The following is a 20855-nucleotide window of genomic DNA, read 5'->3' as shown; positions in this document are numbered from 1 at the left end:
GAATTAGTTTGCTGAGAATTTCTCAAACAGGAAGTTGGCAGGTTTGATCTGTTCAGCATCTAACCAGCCACGGACAGCTTCGACCATCGGTACAGGACCGCACAGATAAATATCGACATCGCCGCTATTGAGCCATTCAGATTCAATATGGCCTGTGACATAGCCTTTACGCGCATGTTGACTGTCAGGATTTGCCACCACCGTTCGATATTCGAACCATGGAAATTTCGCCTGCAACTCATTCAGTTTTTCTAAAGCCACCAGATCAAAGTCGTTGGTCACGCCAAACACTAAACGTACAGGTTGGTTAGAACCTTTTTCTTCCAGCACCTGTAGCATCGAGATAAATGGGGCAATACCGGTACCACCTGCCAGCATCAGCACAGGTCGCGTTACATTGCGTAGATAGAAGCTGCCGAAAGGACCGGTAAAGGTCATTTTATCGCCCGCTTGTGCGGTCTTGCTTAAGAAGTCGCTCATTTTGCCATTTGGGACATTACGCACCACAAAGCCCGTTAAGCGGTTGCCCGGTTTTGAGCTAAATGAATATGAACGGGTTTCACCTGTTTCAGGAATTGCGACATTGACATATTGTCCTGCAAGGAAGTGAATATCGGGCTGACCTTCATCCAGATGGATATCAAAAGTAATGGTCGAGTCTGATAGATTCTCAACACGTGCCAATGTGCCTTGGAAAGCATGAATTTCAGTTTTGCAGACATCTGAAGAAGCCTGAATTTGGAATACGGCATCTGAACTTGGGCGGCATTGGCACGCCAGAATATAGCCTTGCTCTGCTTCTTCTGGGGTGAGGGCATCTTCGATATAGCTTTCTTCTGGCATGTCATAACTGCCAGATTCGCAGAATGCACGGCAAGTACCACAGGCACCGTCACGGCAGTCCAATGGGATATTAATTTTTTGGCGATAAGCAGCATCGGACAGGGTTTCACCTTGAGCGACACTGATAAAACGTGTCACACCATCTTCAAATTGAAGTGCGATATTGTGGTTTGACATGGCATGTATCCTACAAAATATTTGAAACTTTTATCCTCAGCCAACAGTCCGTTTGGCTGAGGAGAGCTATTTTTTACAGGTGGTAGATATCAATCACTTGATTGATATAGTCATTTTTCAAAACCACATACTTGCTCAAGATTTTGGGCTGATCACCGGAACAATCGATCACATAACGTGACATGCCAAAGTAGCTATAGGTGGTTTTATAGCGGAAGCTCAAGGTATTCCAGTTGAAGCGAATGGTGAGCTTATCCCCGTCGCGCTCTACGATTTCAACATTGGCAATATTGTGGCAAGTCCGAGTATCAGGCATGGTGGCAGAAGAGCGTTCGGTCTTGATCCGGAACACACGGTCTTCCAGTCCTTGACGATCCGGGTAATAAATCAAGGAAATTTCAGACTGTGGATCCTGCGTGAGCTGGTCATTGTCATCCCATGCTGGCATCCAGAAACTGGCCTCAGTTGCATAGCAATTCAGCCAGTCATCCCATTGTTCATCATCTAAAAAGCGAGCCTCACGATAGAGAAACTGAGCAATATTTTCTAAAGTTAGGTTGTCTTGGGCACTCATGCTGTTTCTCCCTGATCAGCAATTTGTTTCTCTGATGCAATCGCATGTTTCATGGTTTTTAACCAATATTGATGTTGGGCAAGATAAAGTCCTTCATCTTCGGTTTTAATCCCACTAAGCATGGGTTTTAAACCAATTTCATTGGCAGCCTCATCAGGACCATAAATCCAGTGTTTGGAACCACGGCACATGTCATTCCATTCCAGTGCGATGCCTGCATAACCGGCCTGACAGGCACGGAATTCTTCCAGGTCATCGGGAGTGGCCATGCCTGAGGCATTGAAGAAATCTTCATATTGACGAATACGACGCGCACGTGCCTCTGGGGCTTCACCTTTTGGTGCAATACAATAAATCGTAACTTCAGTGCGATCGACTGAAATAGGACGTAATACCCGAATTTGCGAACCGAATTGATCCATTAAATATACGTTCGGGTAGAGGCACAGATTACGTGAGCGTTCGATCATCCATTTCGACATCGCGGCACCGTATTTCTCGGTATATTCATCTGCTTTCGGAAAGTTTGGGCGATCTTCTGGATTGGCCCATTGTGTCCAAAGCAGCATGTGTCCATTTTCAAAACCATAAGAACCGCCACCTTGTTTGCCCCAGGAACCTGCACTCATGGCCCGAATATTATCGGCAGCCTGGGTCTCTTTGCGGTGTTGTGTGGTGGCAGCATAGTTCCAGTGTACCGCTGAAACGTGATAGCCATCAGCCCCATTTTCCGCCGTCAGTTTCCAGTTCCCTTCATAGGTATAAGAGGAGGTACCGCGCAGAACTTCTAAACCATACTCGGATTGATCGACAATCATATCGATAATTTTGCTGGTTTCTCCCAAGAATGTTTCAAGTGAGGGTACATCTGGATTGAGACTGCCAAACAAGAAGCCTTTGTAGTTTTCAAAACGTGCGACTTTTTTCAGATCATGTGAACCATCCTGATTAAAGCAATCTGAGTAGCCCGCTTCACTTGGATCTTTCACTTTGAGGAGTTTGCCTGAGTTGTTAAAGGTCCAACCATGGAAAGGGCAAGTGTAAGTGGCTTTGTTACCGCGCTTATGGCGGCAAAGTTGGGCACCACGATGCGAACAGGCATTGATCATGGCATTCAGCTCGCCGTTACGGTTGCGGGCAATGATGATAGGTTGACGGCCAATGTGGGTGGTGTAGAAATCGTTGTTATTGGGAATTTGGCTTTCATGGGCCAGATACACCCAATTGCCTTCGAAAATGTATTTCATTTCAAGGTCAAATAGGGCTTGATCGGTAAATACTGAGCGATGAAGTTTAAATTCACCGGTGTCGATATTATCGACCAGTAATTCATCAATGCGGTCAAGATGGCTGGTATTAATTACAGGAATACGTGGCATGTCCGTTCTCCGACTTTCCAAAACTGTGGAAGTCATCGAGTTGCGCTTAAAGCGTCTCGATATCCTAATAAGTTGAATGTGGCGAGTGTGGTGGCTTGAACCGATAAGGATGAATGTGGGCAGCTGGAATCTAGCGGAAGCGATTCATAACTTCATCGGTTTATCTCTTGTCTATACCTTAAAAGAATGAGTAAACTCTGTCTAAGACTGAATTTATATTTTTATATATCTTAAAGGTATGGAAACCTCATGGAATTACGTCATTTACGGTATTTTGTTGCGGTCGTTGAAGAGCAGAGTTTCACCAAAGCCGCAGAAAAACTATTTATTGCTCAACCTCCTTTGAGCCGGCAGATTCAAAATCTGGAAAGTGAGTTGGGTATTCAACTGTTCGAGCGCGGAAGTCGACCTTTACAAACCACACCTGCTGGACATTTCTTTTATCAGCATGCGATTAAACTTTTGTCTAATGCCGAAGAAATTAAAAGTATGGCGAAACGGATTGGGCTGATTGAACGCAGTGTCACGATTGGTTTTGTCGGTTCGCTGCTTTATGGTCTATTGCCACGGATCATCTATTTATTCAGACAACAGCAGCCGCATCTTAATATTCAACTGGTGGAAATGAGCACCACAGAACAAGTGCAAGCCTTAAAAGAAGGTCGCATTGATGTGGGCTTTGGACGCTTGCGAATTAGTGATCCTGCGGTTAGGCGAATTTTATTGCGTAAGGAACGTCTGGTGGTGGCGGCGCATACCAGCCATCCGATTGCGCAGCGGACGGAAGGAGTCTATCTGGCTGATCTGATTGACGAAAAGATGTTTATGTATCCCACATCTCCAAAGCCTAATTTTTCGACTCAACTGCTGAATATTTTTGCCGAGCATAGCCTGGTCCCCAAAAATATGCATGAGATACGGGAAATCCAACTGGCTTTAGGTCTCGTGGCGGCAGGTGAAGGTTTGTGTGTGATTCCTGCTAGTGCGGATACCATTCGTTTTCCCCATCTCAATTACATTCCAATTCTGGACAATGGAGCCGTCAGCCCCATCTTTCTGACCGCACGAGCAATGGATCGTAGTGAAGACCTACAGTTGTTATTTGATTGTGTTTATCAGGTCTATGATCTGGAAGGCATTCCTTATCAGCGCACTGTATTTACACTGGATCAGAATCCGATTGATGATTCCAATGGCATTGATTTTTAAGTGAGTATAAAAATGCCTAGACTTCAAATAGCTAGGCATATTATTACTCAATAAGCTGACTCAGAATCTTCAACGCAATTATTTGCTTTGTAAGGTTTTTAAATCCTTTAACACTTGATCGGCATGAGTTTGCGTATTCACGCTGGTGTAGTGATACATCACCGCGCCTTGAGGATTAATCAAAAAACTCTCGCGTTTGGCAATTTTAGTAATACCCAGGTTTCGGACGATGCCAAATTTAGTTGCCAGTTCACCCTGATCATCGGCAAGAATCGGGAAAGGCAGGCCAAGTTTTTCCGAGAATTTCTGATGTGAGGCAACATCATCCAGACTGACACCCAGCACCACAGCATTTGATTTGGTAAATTGAGGATAGAGTGATTTAAATTGATTGGCTTCTTGGGTACAACCCGCCGTATTATCTTTTGGATAGAAATAGAGCACCACCCATTTGCCTTTATACTGGCTCAATGTATGCCATTTCCCACTCTGGTCTTGCAGTTTGAAATCCGGTGCGGATTTTCCAACCCATTCTTTTTGTGCAGTATCTTGTTTCGAAAATAAGGTGTTTTGTGCGCTACTGAGCATCGGTGCGCTGAGTAAAAAAAGTGAGCTACATAAAACGAGAACTTTGGACTTTATCGTATTCATCATGTTGATCTCAAAGTGTAATAAAACCTACTTTAGCAAATTTAGAGATTGGATGGGGTAGAAAATTCTTTACAGGATTTTGATCTGCTTTATATATTTAAACCGAATGATGATTAAAAAAGAAAAGGAAAATTAATGGAGGTTGGTGCAGTCCTGATTAAATTAAAAGCCAATAGCATGGCCGATGTCGAAGTCTGGCAACGTGAAATTCAACAACGTAAAGCCGAAGCGATTCAAACGCTGCAAGCTGAAGGGGTAACCGTTGAATCTTGGTTTCAACTTGAACTGAATGGCGACGATTATTTACTCGCCTATACGCGTGCTAAAGATATTGCGCATGCACAACAGGTTGCAAGAAACAGTGCCTTTGAGATTGATCAAGTCCATCGACAGTTCAAGCAGCATTGGGCGCAGGTGATTCCAGCGCAGCTTTTGGTAGATTTGGAAAATAATGAGCGGTATTAATCGGGGTATACTGCGTTGAAGTTTTTGGAATTGAGCAAGCACGTGACCTATAAGATTCTACTCATCACGGGATGGGGCGGTGGTGCCGAATTATTAAAACCTTTACATGAGGCTTTAGAACAAAAGGGACATAGCGTTGAACGGATGAATATCTTTAATGCGCTGGATGATGAGATATTGCAACAGCAGGTCGAACATGCAATGAAATTCAATGTGATTATTGGGTGGTCGCTTGGCGGACAACTGGCAACTTTACTGGCCAATCAAATCCAGAAAAAATATGCTGAGCAAAAAGTTTTAATTACTTTAGCGTCAAATCCATGTTTTGTGGCACATGCAGATTGGACTACTGCTATGCCTGTGGAAACCTTTATGCAGTTCAAACAGTCATTTGAACAGGATGCGATTAGTACGCTAAAACGGTTTGGCTTGTTGGTCTGTCAAGGTGCAAGTTCGGCAAAAAAGGATTTCGTAGCCATGCAGAAATTGATTCGTCCGCAACCAATTGCCTTGCTTCGGCAGGGATTACAGTTGCTGGAGCAATTGAACTTGGTTGAGTTGTATGAAAATTATCAAGGTAGGCAGTTGCATGTCTTTGCAGAGCATGATGCTTTAGTTCCTTACCAAGTTGTACAAAAAACTAAAGATTTAGCTGCAAGTAATCTATCTGTTGTTTCGATTGATGGCGCTTCTCATGGTTTTCCGTGCTTTATGGTTGAGCAGACTGTGCAAATAATTGAAGATTTTATTCAGTAGACAGTTTAATCTTGCTTGAATTGAAAGTTCTCGCAATATATTTTAGATTTTGACAAGTTTAAGATGTAGACAAGTTCTTCTGTATGAATTTATCCAAAAATTGATACTCGATAAGGTCATCCACAACCTGCGTGGTTATCGTAAAAGTGATGAATATGGATGAGTAGATATACTTGGATGGGATCAAGAAGTGAACAGGTTTTGTGGATGAGCAGCGCTAAAGCTCCGCAAGATGGTTACCCTTGCGGAGCTGCGCTCCTCATCCCGAAAGAAAAGTAGGTCCAGCTGAAGGCTTATCCTGAAATTGGGTGAGTAATCGGAATGACACTGTACAGCACATCATTAAATATTGATTTTACAGAGGTAAAGGATGACAGACCCATTTGATTTAGAACATATATGGCATCCCTATACTTCGATGTTAAATCCACTGCCAACTTTTAAAGTGAAACGTGCCTATGGTGCGACCATTGAACTGGAAGATGGTCGAACTTTGGTGGATGGCATGTCGTCATGGTGGTGTGCGATTCATGGTTATAACCATCCTGAACTGAACAAGGCCGTTGCTGATCAATTGCAGAACATGGCACATATCATGTTTGGCGGTTTGACTCATGAACCGGCGATTGAATTAGGTAAAATCTTATTAAAAATTACACCGCCGAACTTAGATAAGATTTTCTATGCAGATTCAGGTTCGGTTGCCGTAGAAGTGGCCTTAAAAATGGCCGTGCAATATTGGACTGCGTTGAATCAACCCGAGAAAACCAATTTTATTACCACGCGCTCTGGTTACCATGGCGATACCTGGAATGCGATGTCGGTTTGTGATCCAGTCACAGGGATGCATCAGATTTTTGGTACAAGTTTACCGAATCGAATTTTTGTACCCGCGCCACAAAGCCGCTTCGATGCAGAATGGGACCCGCAAGATATTCAGCAACTCAAACAACAGATTGAACAGCATCATCACAGTATTGCTGCCCTGATTATCGAGCCAATTGTACAAGGTGCAGGTGGCATGCGTTTTTATCATCCTGAATATTTACGTCAGGCCAAAGCGTTGTGTGAGCAATACAATCTATTGTTAATCTTTGATGAGATTGCCACGGGGTTTGGGCGTACAGGTAAAATGTTTGCGTGGGAACACGCGCAGGTGGAACCCGATATCATGTGTATAGGTAAGGGCTTAACAGGTGGCTATATGACCCTATCTGCGACCTTAACCAGCAAACAGGTGGCTGAAACCATCAGTCGTGGTGAAGCAGGTGTGTTTATGCATGGGCCAACCTTTATGGCGAATCCATTGGCGTGTGCAGTTGCTTTAAGAAGTACTCAATTATTAGTGGAACAGGATTGGCAAGCCAATATTCAACGGATTGAAAAGATTCTGGCTGAACAATTAACGGATTTGGCACAGCTTGAACACGTTGCGGATGTGCGGATTTTAGGGGCGATCGGTGTGGTTGAATTAACCAGCAATGTGGATATGAAAACCTTACAGCAACAGTTTGTGCAGCGTGGTATTTGGGTACGACCATTTGGGAAATTGGTGTATGTAATGCCACCGTATGTAATTAGTGATGATGAACTCCATTATTTATTAGCACAGATGAGTGAGGTGGTGAAAAATATGCAAGGAGCAAATAGCAATGTCCTTGCTTGATCATTATGCCGAGCAGCTTGAGCAACTCAAACAGCAAGGTAATTTTCGCCAATTTACTTCAAATCAACAGCAAGGACAATGGATCACCATTCAAGATCGAACTATGTTGAATCTGGCATCCAATGATTATTTAGGTCTTGCCGCTGATTTAACTTTAAGAGAAGAGTTTCTTGATACGCTGAAAATCGAACGGGCGCTCTTTAGTTCATCTTCGTCGCGCTTACTGACGGGTAATTTTGCTGAATATGAACAATTTGAAAATAGCCTAAGCAAAGCCTTTGGCCGTGCTGCCTTACTCTTTAATAGCGGCTACCACATGAATATCGGTATTTTGCCAGCCTTGTGTGATAGTAAAACCGTGATTCTGGCCGATAAACTGGTGCATGCCAGTATGATTGATGGCATTCGATTATCAACCGCTCAATATGTGCGTTATCGTCATAATGATTTGCAGCATCTGGAACAGTTATTGCAAAAGTATCATCAAGATGAGCAAATTGAACGCATTATTGTGGTGACTGAAAGTATTTTTAGTATGGATGGTGACGAGACGGATTTAGCTGCTTTGGCGCAGTTAAAACAGCGTTTTGCCAAAACCATGTTGTATGTCGATGAAGCCCATGCGATTGGCGTCAGGGGTGAGCAAGGTCTGGGTTGTGCCGAACAATATGGGGTAATCGATCAGATTGATTTCTTGGTGGGAACTTTTGGCAAAGCAATTGCTTCCGTCGGTGGTTATATCATTTGTGATTCAATCATCCGTGATTATCTGATCAATAAAATGCGCCCACTGATTTTTAGTACTGCGTTACCTCCGATCTCGATGGCATGGTCAGATTTCATGTTTAATAAAGTATTGGGCATGCAGCCACAGCGTCAACACTTGGCTGAGATCAGTCAGTATTTACAACGGGCGGTGATTGCAAAAGGTTTCTCCAGTCCTTCCAGCAGTCATATCATTCCAATTATCGTAGGTGAAAGCCAAGCGGCCATTGAAAAAGCACGCTATGTACAACAACAGGGTTTTTATGCCATGCCAGTACGCCCACCAACAGTGCCACAGAATAGTTCACGCTTGCGTATTTCCTTAACCTCTTTGGTGCAAAAAGCAGAGTTGGAGCAATTGGTGGAGTGTTTGTGAGCATCAATAAAACACTGGTTGCGCAACGTTTTGCCAAAGCAGGGCAAAGCTATGTCGAGCATGCTGTGGTACAGAAACAGATTAGTGCGCAATTATTTGAATATCTGAAAGCATATTATCCGCACAGCTTGGACTCAGTTCTTGAGATCGGTTGTGGTTCGGGTAATCTCACTCATTTGTTTCAGCCCTATTTTCAGGTTAAACAGCTGTTTTTAAACGATTTATATGGCGATGTCGAGCAGCATTTTTCAAGCGTCGACAAGATCAATTGGTTGATCGGTGATATTGAGCAACTGGCGTTACCGCAATGTTTGGATGCAGTGATTTCTAGTTCTGCTTTGCAATGGATGATGGACCTGCCCGCGTTATTACAACGGATTCAAGTGGCGTTAAACCCTCATGGATATTTCGGCTTTTCTACCTTTGGACCTGATAATCTCACTGAAATTAAGCAACTGACAGGACAGGGTTTAAATTATATCGATCGTGATGTGCTGCAACAGCAGTTGCAACAGCAAGGCTTTGAAGTGCTATTCATCGCACAAGAACGGCAGCAGGTTTATTTTGATCATCCCAAATCGGTATTGCAGCATTTGAAAGCGACAGGGGTAACCGCAACAGCAAAATCACATCGCTGGACCAAGCAATCCTTGCAAAAGTTTTATGCAGATTATCAACAGTTTTATGATGAGCAGGGTTTCCGCCTGACTTATCATCCGATTTATGTGATTGCACGGAGAATAGCATGAGTGCAGCAATTTATTTTGTCAGCGGCATTGATACCGAAATTGGTAAAACCTATGCCACAGGCTATCTCGCCAAGCTTTGGACCGAACAAGGGCGACGAGTGATTACCCAGAAGCTGGTGCAGACGGGGAATGTTGATGTCTCGGAAGATATCGAAAAACACCGTGAAATTATGGGCAGTGGCTGGTTTCAGGAAGACCATGACAAGCTCACCATGCCTGAAATTTTTACTTATCCTGCCTCGCCGCATTTAGCCACACGTCTGGATGGGCGTGATCTGGATTTTGCCAAGATTGAAGCTGCGACCAAAGAGCTGGCTCAGCGTTTTGAGGTGGTGTTGTTAGAAGGTGCTGGTGGTTTGATGGTGCCTTTAACTACAGAATTGCTGACCATCGATTATATCGCTCAGCATCAATTTCCTGTAATTTTGGTAACTTCGGGACGTTTGGGGAGTATTAACCATACTTTGTTGAGTCTAGAGGCATTAAAGCAACGTGGTTTGAGTTTGCATGCTTTAGTGTATAACTTAAAGGATGAGTCGAAAGATCCGGTGATTTCAAAAGATACCGCTGATTATCTAAAAGCTTATTTAGCAAAACATTTTCCTGATGCGCAATGGATTGAGTTGGAAAAGTTTAAATAACTTTAGGTATGTATGGTCTAGTAAATATCTGTGATCGTGGAGGGCGGCCAGGATGCCGCCAAGTTAGACTGCGGTAGCAAGGATGTACCGTCAGTCTAACAAAAGATTTTTGTTACTTTTCATCTTTGAAAAGTAAGAAGGTTTCCCTATGATCGGATGAGAGCTGGGAGAGACTCCGTCAAGACAGCTTTCAGATTTAATCACTAAAGAGAAATCATAATGAATAAAAAGAATTTTATTTTTATAACCCTCTGCTTGTCAGGTCTAATTTCGACAACTCATGCTGCTGTGCCAACAGATAAAACCATCATCAGTTGGATCACCAACTTACAAGATTCAAATGCCAATCCACCTCAAGCCATTCAGATCGATTCTACTGAAGCCGTAAAACTGATCTCAGGAGAAGAAGCTTATTTATCGGGCGTGAGTTTTGAAAATGCAGGGCGTAACTTTTGGGGAGGTTATGTATTAACCCGTCCAAAATTAAAGCAGGCGCGAATCTTGAAAGCGTTTGGTGGTCAATCGAATAGTTTTAAAGTGCATCCAACTGTTTATAAAGGTAAGCCGATTCAACTGATCGAAATTGAAAGCGCAGGCTCAGGACAGGGCACGGTAGAGTCGAGTAAAAGTCTGGTTTATTTAAATCAATGGACCAGTAAGCTGATTGCAGAGGTCGAAGAATCTTCTTACGAAGGACGTTATGATGAAAAATCAGGTGCAGAAGATTGTCATACTGGTCGGGATAATTCAGGTTATTTAAATGTGATGCCTTATTCACCTTATGTCATTCGAACCACCGTGACAGGGGATGCCTGCAACAATAAACCTCAAGGCTATAAAGTGAGTAGTAAGCTGATTCCGATTGTAATTAGTGAAATAAAATAAAAAAAGCTAACAAGCGAACTTGTTAGCGCAGGAGTAAACTTGTCATTATTGGATAAATTTCTTATTTTATTCTTTAGTTATTACTGACGATACCAATTTTGGTGACATTGCTTTGTTGAGCCAGTGCCATCACCATGGCTATGTTTTTATATTCCGCCTGGGCATCAGGTTTAAACTTGATTTGATTCTGATCGGCTTTTTTGGCAACTGATTCAAATAAAACCTTTAGTGCCTGACGATCAGCCACTGCCTGATCATTCCAGAAAATATGTCCTTGCGCATCGACCCGCAAATTGATGGTCTCTGGTGGTTTTTGATCTGTTGGTGGCGGTGGCGTACCATTTGGCAAATTAATGTTAATGGCATTGTTTGGAATCGGAATGGTGATGATGAACATAATCAACAGCACCAACATGACATCAATCAGCGGTGTCATGTTGACGTCGAGCATGACATCTTCTTCATCATTTTTTGAACCTACATTCATACCCATAGGTGAGACCTCCTGTTATGGTGTCGTCGCAGGTGGGGTCGTGACAAATGCAATTTTGCCAATACCCGCTTGCTGAGTTGTACTGATTACCTGATCAATCGCGTCGTAATGTGTCAGTTGATCGCCACGAATATGAACCTCAGGCTGCGGACGTTTTCGTGCTTCGACCTGTAAGCGCGTAAGTAAGGTTTCCTTATTTGCAACATGTTGCTCATTCCAGAAAATATCACCCGTTTTATTCACTGAAAGCTGGATATTTTGTGGTGTAGTGGCATAAGGTGTATTTTTTTCTTCAGGCAGTTTTACCGGAACGGTGTGTGTGACCACTGGCACTGTGATTAAAAAGATAATCAGCAGGACCAGCATGATGTCGACTAACGGGGTGGTGTTAATCGTCCCAATCACATCATCATCATTTTGTTCTGAATTAATCATCATGCCCATAATGGTGTTCCTTATTTAGAATCACGGTTTGGGTGATTACTGTTTAAGTCACCGCTGAGAAGTACGGCATGTAGGTCTGAGCCAAAAGAACGAACATTGTCCATGACTGCTTTATTGCGACGGGTTAACCAGTTATAACCAAGTACAGCAGGAACCGCGACTGCAAGACCAATTGCTGTCATAATCAAGGCTTCACCCACAGGGCCTGCCACTTTATCAATCGATGCCTGACCTGAAATGCCAATTGCAGTGAGCGCATGGTAAATCCCCCAAACCGTTCCAAATAAACCAACGAATGGTGCGGTTGAACCAACAGTCGCCAGAAAGGCCAAGCCATTGCTCAGATGGCTTTGAACTTTTTCGATTGCGCGTTGAATTGAAATGGTCACCCAGGTATTGAAGTCGATCCGTTCTAATAAGGTGCCGTCATGGTGTTTGGTCGAACGAATGCCTTTCTCTGCAATATAACGATAGCTACTGTTTGCATTTAAACTATCGGCTGCACTATTTAAAGATTCCGCTTCCCAGAAATTACGCTCAGCTTCTGTAGCATGGCGCTTGATTTTACTTTGTTGAAATACTTTCGACAGAATGATGTACCACGTCCCAATCGACATCAGGACTAAAATAAACAAGGTTGATTTCGCGACTAAGTCACCTTCGCGCCACAGGGCTTCCAGGCCATAAGGATTATGGACTTTTTCAACAGTTGCAGGTAATGGTGGCGGGGTTGGTGTTGCTTGTGCTGTGGCATCAGTCGCTACAGTTGTTACCGCTGTGGTTTGCGTAGTTTCATCGGCCCATACGGTTGCAACGGGCAGTAAGGTACTTCCTGCAATCAGGCCAATTGCTGCGATTCGAGAAATACGTTTTGCTGTGTTTGTCATCTTTAAATTCTCCAAAAATTTGTTTGTTCAATGCATTTATTTAGGAAATTGTGAATGGATATTCGATTTCGTACCATTCTTGTTGTGGTACACCGTCTTTCATCGCTGCTTTAAAAGTACACAGGCTGTAAGCTTTGATTGCTGCTTTATCTAAACTTTTACTGCCACTCGATTTTTTAACTTTCGAGTCAATCACCTTGCCTGAGGCATCGACCAATACACGAATACGTACTGTGCCTTCTTCCTCATTCATCAAGGCTTCACGCGGGTATTCAGGCTTTTGACAACCTGCTTCACCTTCGGAAACACCACGTGAAATCCCTGCGGGTTTGGCAGGAGCTGCAGGCGCAGTTGGGGCTACAGGCGCTGCCACTGGACTCGGGCTTGGTGTCGCAGGTGCAGGTGTTGGTGTTGCAACTGCTGTTTGGGTCGGTTGTGCAGGTGCCGGTTTTTGTACAGGTGTGGCTTTCTCCACCTGTTTAGGTGGGTCAGGCATTTTGGCCACTTTCTCGACCATCTTTGGTGGCTCGGGTGGCTTTTCTTTAGGTTTTGGTTCCTCTGGTTTTGGCGGAGGTGGTGGTTTGATGTCCTGAATAATCTGTAGTTCTACAGGCTTATCGACAGGCTTGCTAAAGTCAGTCGCTAAACTTGTCATCAGAATATAGGCGATAATGAGATGTAGAAATAACACCAGACCAATACCGATAAGGCGTTTGGCAGGTTGATTTTCATTCTCAGAAAAGGGGATGCCCATAATTACTCCTGAAATTGTAATCTTGCATTCATCTTTTTTCGGCGTAGAGCATCAATTTGAAATTGATACTGACCACTTTAATATTCAATGAATCAGAGGATTACGGTGAACCACTACAACAGAAGGAACATCATGTCGTAGTGGCGAAACACATTAAAATTTATAAGTACCGCGGGCGAAGTAAGTTCGGCCTGTTACATCACCAAAACGTGGGTCATAGCCATACTGGAAATTCTCCAAGGTGTTAGATGCTGCTGGTTCTTCATCAAAGATATTTTTAATACCGAGCGTTAAATCCAGATTTTTGAAACCACGGTACGTGCCCGAAACGTTATAAAGGGTATAGTCACTGACACGATGATTCTTATAACCGTCATCAAGATTTTCTGAGTTTTGATCTTTATAGCCGCGTGTGAATTGCTGTTGGAAATTTAGTGACCAGTCTTCATAGCTCCAGTTAAGATTTGCGACATGCTTCCAACGAATGGTTGGACCATCATCCTTGTAAACACCTAAACTGCTGATCCACTCACCATCTTTTTCATTTTGATATTCGTATTTGGTGACATAGGTTCCATCAATTCCAAAGCCAAAACGCCCCGTTGATGTGACAGGAGTTAAATAGTTCAGGCTGACATCAAAACCTTGGGTTTTTAAATTGCCCATGTTCTGCATAGTTGTAATGATATAGTCGATTGAACCATCTGCTTTACGAACAAATTTGTCTTTATATTTATCTGGGCTTTCAAAAATGGTTGATGCTTCAAGTGCCGAGATTTGATTTTTAACTTCGACATTGTAGTAATCTAGAGAGAACACCAGGTTTTTGATTGGTTCAAGTACAAAACCTGCTGTGATCGACGTCGATTTTTCAGGCTCTAACTCTTTGTTACCGCCCTGCATGCGATCAAACTGCTGATCACAGTCACGAGCCTGACTACCATCAGGGGTAGCTTTGCCCCCTGGACATAAAATTGGGTCACTGTTACTTGGTGATAAAGTTCGACTATTGGTTTTATTGATTTCGTATAAGGTTGGTGCGCGGAAGCCTGTACTATATGACGTACGGAACATGAGTTGTTTAATTGGTTCCCAACGTAAAGCAATTTTTGGATTAAAGGTATCACCGACATCACTATAATTGTCGTAGCGCGCTGCAATTTGTGCTTCTAACGTTTTATGTAATGGGATTTGTAGTTCGGTAAATACAGATGAAATATCGCGCTTGCCTTCCTGATGTGGATTGTTTGGATCAGTCCCAAGACTTGGTAAACGAGCAGCGAGATCTGAGTTTACAGTAGAATCCCACTTGTCATGGCGGAAACTGCCTCCAAATGCGAAACCTATATCACCAGCAGGTAAGGTATAAATTGGTCGGCTTGCAGTAAAATCGACTGTACTCGATTCTAATTTTGCTTTGTTGTAATCTCCAGAAAGTGAGAGTTTGTTCCAAAGATTCGGATCATCTCCAGCCGCCTGTGGACCAAATGGATTAAGTTGGCCAGCATCTAAAGCGGATTGCACAGCAGCTTTATCTAAATATCCACTGCTTGCTGTCTCAGTGACGGCACTACGTGCATAGCTGACACCTGTATTGATATCCCACCCATAGGCTTCACCTTCAAGGCCTGCAAAAACTCGGTGAGATTCATTCTCGGTATCACTGATGCGATTGCCGGCTTGTGAGCGGAGTGAGAGTAGAAGTGGTTCACCACTGAGGCCCGCAACAGTCGGTACTAAACCATTGCCTGGATAATACTTACTATTCTTGCTAATTGAGACTTTATTATTGCCGTTATAGACATCAGGTGCGACTGAGGTTGAGACCTTGTTATTGGCATAAACATATTCACCAATAGCGTTGAAGCTATCATTTAGCTTCAGTGTTAAACGACCCATTGCGGAAATATCTTCTGTTTTCGGTACGATTCCAATCAGGTTTTGGGTGTTTAATAGGCAAATTTTATCAAGCGCTTCAGTACCTGCATAACCTCCACAGCCCGTTGCTGCATAAGGATTTCCACTGGTTCCATTTTTAGAATCAACGAAATTGGCTGGGAAAGAGGCTGAACTTCGTGCATCAAGACCAAGCTCAGGAATCAGACTGCCTTTTGCACTAACCTTTCTATCTTTAGCCATGATGTCATTGCCATGGCGATAATCAACCACACCAAATACATTAAAACCATTATCTTCAAGATCGCCATAACCACCAAAAATACTGAAGTCTTGGGTATCACCACCTTTGTGTTCTGGTTGTGTAAGACCACCACTGATATTCAGTCCAGTGAATTGTTTTTTGGTGATGAAGTTAATAACCCCACCAATCGCATCCGTACCATAAATTGCAGAAGCACCATCACGGACGATCTCGATACGCTCAAGCATAGCAAGGGGGATGATATTTAAATTGGTCACACCACTATCAAATGCACTTGCAGCCAAACGGCGGCCATTGAGTAAAATCAATGTCTTATTTTCACCAACGCCTCGTAAATTGGCTGTTGCTCCCGCTGTGCCAGAGCGCCCGACGTTTTGTGAAGTCACAAAACCAGCTTGGTTGGCAGTAATTTTGGTCAGTGCTTCTTCTGTCGTAGTCACCCCTTGTTTCAAAATCTCGTCTACTTTGACGATGGTAATCGGTGAAGCACTCTGTGCTGCAACGCCTTTGATGGAAGATCCCGTCACGGCGACCTTAACGACCTTGGTGGGTTTTTCTTCAGTTGTTGAGTCCGCGTCGGCAGCATGTGCCATGGTTAAACACAACATACTTAAACTAAGCGTACTGAGTTTGAGTATGATTTTGCCCGATTTTTGTGTGAAGTCAGGTGTAGCGAAGTTGGCTTTTTTCATTGTTTATTGAACCCCTAAATGGTTTGCCACTCTAAAATTAGATAAATCCGTTTTAGCAAGACCTGTGCCAAGCTCTATTTTTAGATTTCGCTTAATGTAGAATAAATTATGTAAAAGTGTTTTAGTTTTTATATATAAGCTTTTCATATTTTTACTAAATATTAAAAAACCAAAAATAATGATCAGTACGGATAAGTTGTCATAAAGTTACAAAATAGAAGTTTGCTATTGATGCATTAAAATGAATCATAAAGTTTTATTTTTGCTTTTTTCTAGTGCAAATACTTTTATATTTCAATAAAACATGTATTTTATTAATCTAATTTCATGGAAATGGGAAATAATATAAAAAAATATGATTTGGCATAAAATTACTTTTATTTAAGATGCCTGAAAACCAGTTTAGCTTTTTATAGTTTTTGGTTAAAAAATAATCATAACTTTTTTATTTGAAAAGTGGCATGAATTTAGCAAGGTAATTTTTAACCTGGAAATGATTTTTCTTCCGATTTAATTTTTCCGAACGGTAAAATTAAATCAAGTGGATGATTTTTTAATGAAAAAATTAAATCTGATTCAGGGCAAGAGAAATGGCAGCGGTGTTGAATGCTATGCAAAAGTCTAGTATTTATTAAAAAACGATGATGTGAGTATTGAGTTGAAGTCTATTTTTTTTACGGTCACCGTTTTATCTGGTGTATTTGCATTTATGCCATATGTCTACGCAAAAACACCTGCGCAAGCGGATAAGGTACTTCGGGTTGCTTTTGAAGCTCCGGATGATGGTTTTGACATGGTTAAAACTTTCAATTTCTATAGTGGGAATGTGGCAGATGTAATTTTTGAAAGGCTGGTTCAATATGATTATTTGGCAGATCCCGTTAAACTGATGCCTGGAACTGCACAAAGCTTACCTGTGATTGAAAAAAATGGACAAGTTTATACCTTTAAAATAAAGTCAGGTATTTATTTTACGGATGATCCCGCATTTAAAGGTAAGCGCAGGGAGCTGGTGGCTGAAGACTATGTTTACTCTATTAAACGCATTTTAGATCCTAAAAATCATGCTTCATCATTTTCTTTTATTGATAATAAAATTGTCGGTGCCAATGCGCTGATTGAACAGGCAAAGAAAACTGGAAATTTTAATTATGATGCCAAGATTGAAGGGATCAAGGCACTCGATAAATATACGATTCAATTTACGCTGACGCAACCTGATTATAACTTTCCTTATATTCTGGCTTATAGTTCATTTGGGGCAACTGCACGTGAAGTGGTTGAATATTATAAAGATCGTCTGGCCATGCATCCGGTCGGTACGGGCCCTTATATGCTGAGTAAATATGTCCCTCGCAGCAAGATCGAACTAGTTGCCAATCCGGATTACCGGGGTTTTGTCTGGAACTTTAAATCGACGGGCACGGCCTGGGACAACCAACTGGTCAAGGAAATGAGCGGCAAGCAGATGCCACAAATCGGCAAGGTCAATATCAGTATTATTGAAGAAGAACAGTCGCGCTGGCTGGCATTTCAGTCCAAGCAGCTCGATTTTGACAAAGTCACCTCAAATGCGATTCCTAAAGTGCTTGATCACAACAATCAACTCAAGCCCGCCATAAAAAAACAGGGGATTCGCCTGTATGCCAATAAAGAGGCCGAGATTACTTATTCGATGCTGAATATGCGTGATCCGGTAGTCGGCGGGAAGAGTCTGGACAAAATTGCCTTAAGGCGAGCAATCGCAATGTCGTTTAATGTGAATGAATATATTCGCATATTACGCAAAGGCCAGGCAGTGAAGGCTGAAATGCTGGTTCCTGCAGGGATTAGTGGGCATAACCCCGATTATCGCAGTAGCATTGGCTACAATCCTGTATTAGCCAATAAATTACTGGATCATTTCGGTTATAAAAAGGGTGCTGATGGTTATCGTAACCTACCTAATGGCAAAGCTTTAACCTTAAAAATCAATACTGAAAGTGGCTCATCTTCAGTGATGTACTCTGAATTATGGAAGAAAAATCTGGACGCAATCGGGATACGTGCTGATTTTAAAGTCAGTAATTTTGCCGATAACCTAAAAGCGGCCACGCAGTGTCAATATATGATGTGGAGTGGTGCATGGCATGCCGACTATCCAGAAGGAGAAAACTTCACTCAGTTACTGTATGGACCCAATGTTGGACGCGGTAATCAGTCCTGTTATCAATCTGTGGCGTATGACAATTTATACAAACAGGCGATGCAACAATCACCGGAAAAACGCATGCCATTCTATGAAAAAATGAGTCGCCAGATTGAGGCCGACAATATCTGGATCTTGCAAGATACCCGCATTCGCAACTGGTTGATTCAGCCAGAAGTGCAGGGGTTTAAGGCCCATCCGATTATGAATAGCAATTGGCAATATCTGGATATTGCTGAACCAAATCAAAAATAAGTGATGTATACCTGATGAAGCAAAATTTTAAACGTTCTGTATCATGTATGGGGTTGGCACTGTTAGTGGGGACAACATGTGCAAGCGCAGTCAGTACGGTAGTAGCGAAAAGTCCTGCAGATCCCAAAAAAGTATTACGTTATGCTTTTCCGGTGGCAGAAACGGGCTTTGATCCCGTGGCGACTCAAGATTTATATTCTGCCCATGTTTTATATTCTGTCTTTGAAACCCTCTATACCTATGACTATCTGGCATCGCCAGCACAATTGGTACCCAATACTGCCGCTGCCTTACCCGAAGTGAGTGCAGATGGTCTGACCTATACCATCCGGCTAAAGAAAGGGATTTATTTTGCTGCTGATCCGGTATTTAAAGGCAAGCCCAGAGAGTTGACGGCGGCAGACTATGCCTATTCCTATAAGCGCTTACTGGACCCAAACTTACGCTCACCGAATAGCTGGTTATTCGAAGATAAAATTGCCGGGATGGATGCTTTAATCCAACAGGCCAGTAAAACTGGAAAATTTAACTACGATCAGCCGGTCAGTGGCATTCAGACCCCTGATCGTTATACCTTGGTGATTCGCTTAAAAGAGCCAAACCATAATTTTCCGATGTTGCTTGCCCATCAACCAACGGGAGCAGTCGCCCGTGAAGTGATTGAGCACTACCGGGATAAAACAACTGGCTATGCCATGGCGCATCCGGTAGGAACAGGCCCGTATGTGCTGGCACACTGGACGCCAGGTTCACGGATTATTCTCAAGGCCAATCCTGATTATCGTGGTTTTAGCTGGAACTTTAAGGCCAGCAATCCAGAAGACCAGAAAATCGTCCAGCAGATGCAAGGCAAAAAAATGCCGCAGATCGGAGTGATTGATATTCGTGTCATTGAAGAATCACAATCAGGATGGCTTGCTTTTCAGAAAGACGGGCTGGATTTATTTACACTGGACGGTGAGTTGCCCGCACAAGCCTTACAGCAAGATGGCAGCTTAAAACCTGAGCTGGCCAAGAATGGAATCCAGTTGTCGCGTATACCGGATCCGTCGATTGATTATCTTTACTGGAATATCCAGAATCCGGTGGTCGGTGGTTTTGGCAAAGATAAAATTGCATTACGTCGTGCCATGTCAATGGCCATTTCCAAAGACAAAATGATTGCGATTCTGGCCAAAGGAAATGCCAAAAAACTGGAAACACCGATTCCTTATGGGGTCGCGGGGCATGATCCTGAGTATAAAAGCAGTATTCCTTATTCGGTCAAGGCCGCAAATCTGTTACTGGATCGGTATAACTATAAAGTCGGGGCCGATGGCTGGCGCAGACTGCCTGATGGCAAGCCGCTGGTGATTGAGTTTATGCCATCCACCAGCAGTGCCCGTAGTATGCAAATGGCTGAACTACTCAAGAAAGACCTGACCAATATCAAAATTAATATGGTATCCAAGCCCGTTCCTTTCGCGGAAGGTTTAAAGGCGGAAAAGCAGTGTAAGACCATGTTTAAAGCCTCTGCTTGGATTGCCGACTATCCTGATGCCGATAATTTTATGCAGTTGTTCTATGGTAATAATATTCATGCCACTAACCATACCTGCTTTAAATTACCCGAATATGACCGTTTATATGAACAATCCCTGAAACTGGAAGATGGGCCTGAACGCGATATGTTATATCGCAAAATGTCACGTCTTTTAGAGTTTTACTCACCCGTACAATTCGTCTCGACCCGTTATCGGACTGTAGTCGCGCAGCCTCGGGTGCTGGGCTATAAAAAGCATCCTATATTGCCTGCAGAGTGGATGTACATTGATATTCAAGACAAGAAATAACCAACAGATTAAA

At 42.9% G+C, this 20855-nt stretch carries 19 protein-coding genes; 10 read left to right on the top strand and 9 right to left on the bottom strand.

Annotated elements, in window-relative coordinates:
• Positions 1 to 3 precede the first annotated feature (3 nt).
• The 3 genes from benC to benA form a co-directional block, all read right to left on the bottom strand.
• Positions 4 to 1020, bottom strand: a complete 1017-nt coding sequence (gene benC, locus MSG93_RS15560) for a benzoate 1,2-dioxygenase electron transfer component BenC (protein ID WP_324622429.1) — start codon at positions 1018 to 1020, stop codon at positions 4 to 6.
• A gap of 73 nt (positions 1021 to 1093) precedes the next feature.
• Entirely contained in the window at positions 1094 to 1594 is a 501-nt protein-coding gene (benB, locus tag MSG93_RS15555; protein WP_324622428.1) for a benzoate 1,2-dioxygenase small subunit, read from the bottom strand.
• Complete coding sequence (gene benA, locus MSG93_RS15550) at positions 1591 to 2973, bottom strand: benzoate 1,2-dioxygenase large subunit (protein WP_324622427.1); 1383 nt, start codon at positions 2971 to 2973, stop codon at positions 1591 to 1593. The genes benB and benA overlap by 4 nt, the downstream gene beginning before the upstream one ends.
• Positions 2974 to 3222: 249 nt before the next feature.
• Between benA and MSG93_RS15545 the strand changes: the two genes are divergently transcribed.
• A complete protein-coding gene (locus MSG93_RS15545) occupies positions 3223 to 4182 on the top strand; it encodes a LysR family transcriptional regulator (RefSeq protein ID WP_005283809.1) in 960 nt (319 codons plus the stop codon).
• 78 nt (positions 4183 to 4260) lie between these two features.
• Here the strand turns inward: MSG93_RS15545 and MSG93_RS15540 are convergent, their stop codons facing one another.
• On the bottom strand, positions 4261 to 4836 hold the full coding sequence (locus MSG93_RS15540; protein WP_005228989.1) for a peroxiredoxin: 576 nt from the start codon (positions 4834 to 4836) through the stop codon (positions 4261 to 4263).
• 132 nt (positions 4837 to 4968) lie between these two features.
• On the opposite strand from MSG93_RS15540, the gene MSG93_RS15535 reads away from it, so the two are divergent.
• From MSG93_RS15535 to MSG93_RS15505, 7 genes are all read left to right on the top strand, one after another.
• On the top strand, positions 4969 to 5298 hold the full coding sequence (locus tag MSG93_RS15535; RefSeq protein WP_324622426.1) for a DUF6176 family protein: 330 nt from the start codon (positions 4969 to 4971) through the stop codon (positions 5296 to 5298).
• Positions 5299 to 5340: 42 nt separating this feature from the next.
• Positions 5341 to 6054, top strand: a complete 714-nt coding sequence (locus MSG93_RS15530; RefSeq protein WP_324622425.1) for a hydrolase — start codon at positions 5341 to 5343, stop codon at positions 6052 to 6054.
• Positions 6055 to 6424: 370 nt separating this feature from the next.
• Entirely contained in the window at positions 6425 to 7720 is a 1296-nt protein-coding gene (gene bioA / locus MSG93_RS15525; protein ID WP_324622424.1) for an adenosylmethionine--8-amino-7-oxononanoate transaminase, read from the top strand.
• Positions 7707 to 8861 (top strand): 8-amino-7-oxononanoate synthase, encoded by a 1155-nt coding sequence (locus MSG93_RS15520; protein ID WP_324622423.1) that lies wholly within the window; start codon positions 7707 to 7709, stop codon positions 8859 to 8861. Before bioA ends, MSG93_RS15520 begins: the two co-directional genes overlap by 14 nt.
• The gene (gene bioC, locus MSG93_RS15515; protein ID WP_324622422.1) at positions 8858 to 9610 is read left to right on the top strand and encodes a malonyl-ACP O-methyltransferase BioC; all 753 of its coding nucleotides are present in this window, start codon (positions 8858 to 8860) and stop codon (positions 9608 to 9610) included. The genes MSG93_RS15520 and bioC overlap by 4 nt, the downstream gene beginning before the upstream one ends.
• Positions 9607 to 10251: a dethiobiotin synthase gene (gene bioD, locus MSG93_RS15510; protein WP_324622421.1), complete on the top strand. Its 645-nt coding sequence runs from the start codon at positions 9607 to 9609 to the stop codon at positions 10249 to 10251. The genes bioC and bioD overlap by 4 nt, the downstream gene beginning before the upstream one ends.
• A gap of 219 nt (positions 10252 to 10470) precedes the next feature.
• A complete protein-coding gene (locus tag MSG93_RS15505; protein WP_324622420.1) occupies positions 10471 to 11136 on the top strand; it encodes a hypothetical protein in 666 nt (221 codons plus the stop codon).
• A 73-nt stretch (positions 11137 to 11209) separates the two neighbouring features.
• Here MSG93_RS15505 and MSG93_RS15500 read toward each other — a convergent pair whose 3' ends face one another.
• From MSG93_RS15500 to MSG93_RS15480, 5 genes are all read right to left on the bottom strand, one after another.
• On the bottom strand, positions 11210 to 11629 hold the full coding sequence (locus tag MSG93_RS15500; RefSeq protein WP_262476000.1) for an ExbD/TolR family protein: 420 nt from the start codon (positions 11627 to 11629) through the stop codon (positions 11210 to 11212).
• Positions 11630 to 11644: 15 nt separating this feature from the next.
• Positions 11645 to 12073, bottom strand: a complete 429-nt coding sequence (locus MSG93_RS15495) for a biopolymer transporter ExbD (protein WP_324622419.1) — start codon at positions 12071 to 12073, stop codon at positions 11645 to 11647.
• Between the two features lie 11 nt (positions 12074 to 12084).
• Positions 12085 to 12960, bottom strand: a complete 876-nt coding sequence (locus MSG93_RS15490; protein WP_324622418.1) for a MotA/TolQ/ExbB proton channel family protein — start codon at positions 12958 to 12960, stop codon at positions 12085 to 12087.
• A gap of 40 nt (positions 12961 to 13000) precedes the next feature.
• On the bottom strand, positions 13001 to 13714 hold the full coding sequence (locus MSG93_RS15485; RefSeq protein WP_324622417.1) for a TonB family protein: 714 nt from the start codon (positions 13712 to 13714) through the stop codon (positions 13001 to 13003).
• 153 nt (positions 13715 to 13867) lie between these two features.
• Positions 13868 to 16567, bottom strand: coding sequence for a TonB-dependent receptor (locus MSG93_RS15480; RefSeq protein WP_324622416.1), 2700 nt, complete (start codon positions 16565 to 16567; stop codon positions 13868 to 13870).
• Positions 16568 to 17225: 658 nt separating this feature from the next.
• Here MSG93_RS15480 and MSG93_RS15475 point away from each other — a divergent pair.
• Together MSG93_RS15475 and MSG93_RS15470 are read left to right on the top strand one after the other, a co-directional pair.
• Positions 17226 to 19010 carry an ABC transporter substrate-binding protein gene (locus MSG93_RS15475; RefSeq protein WP_324622415.1) on the top strand — a complete coding sequence of 595 codons (1785 nt, stop codon included), beginning with the start codon at positions 17226 to 17228 and terminating at the stop codon, positions 19008 to 19010.
• 14 nt (positions 19011 to 19024) lie between these two features.
• A complete protein-coding gene (locus tag MSG93_RS15470; protein ID WP_324622414.1) occupies positions 19025 to 20842 on the top strand; it encodes an ABC transporter substrate-binding protein in 1818 nt (605 codons plus the stop codon).
• Positions 20843 to 20855 lie beyond the last annotated feature (13 nt).

The organism is Acinetobacter sp. IK40 (genome assembly GCF_035615075.1).
In the GTDB taxonomy this organism is placed as follows: Bacteria; Pseudomonadota; Gammaproteobacteria; order Pseudomonadales; family Moraxellaceae; genus Acinetobacter; species Acinetobacter courvalinii.
This window is presented reverse-complemented; position numbering and strand designations above follow the sequence as displayed.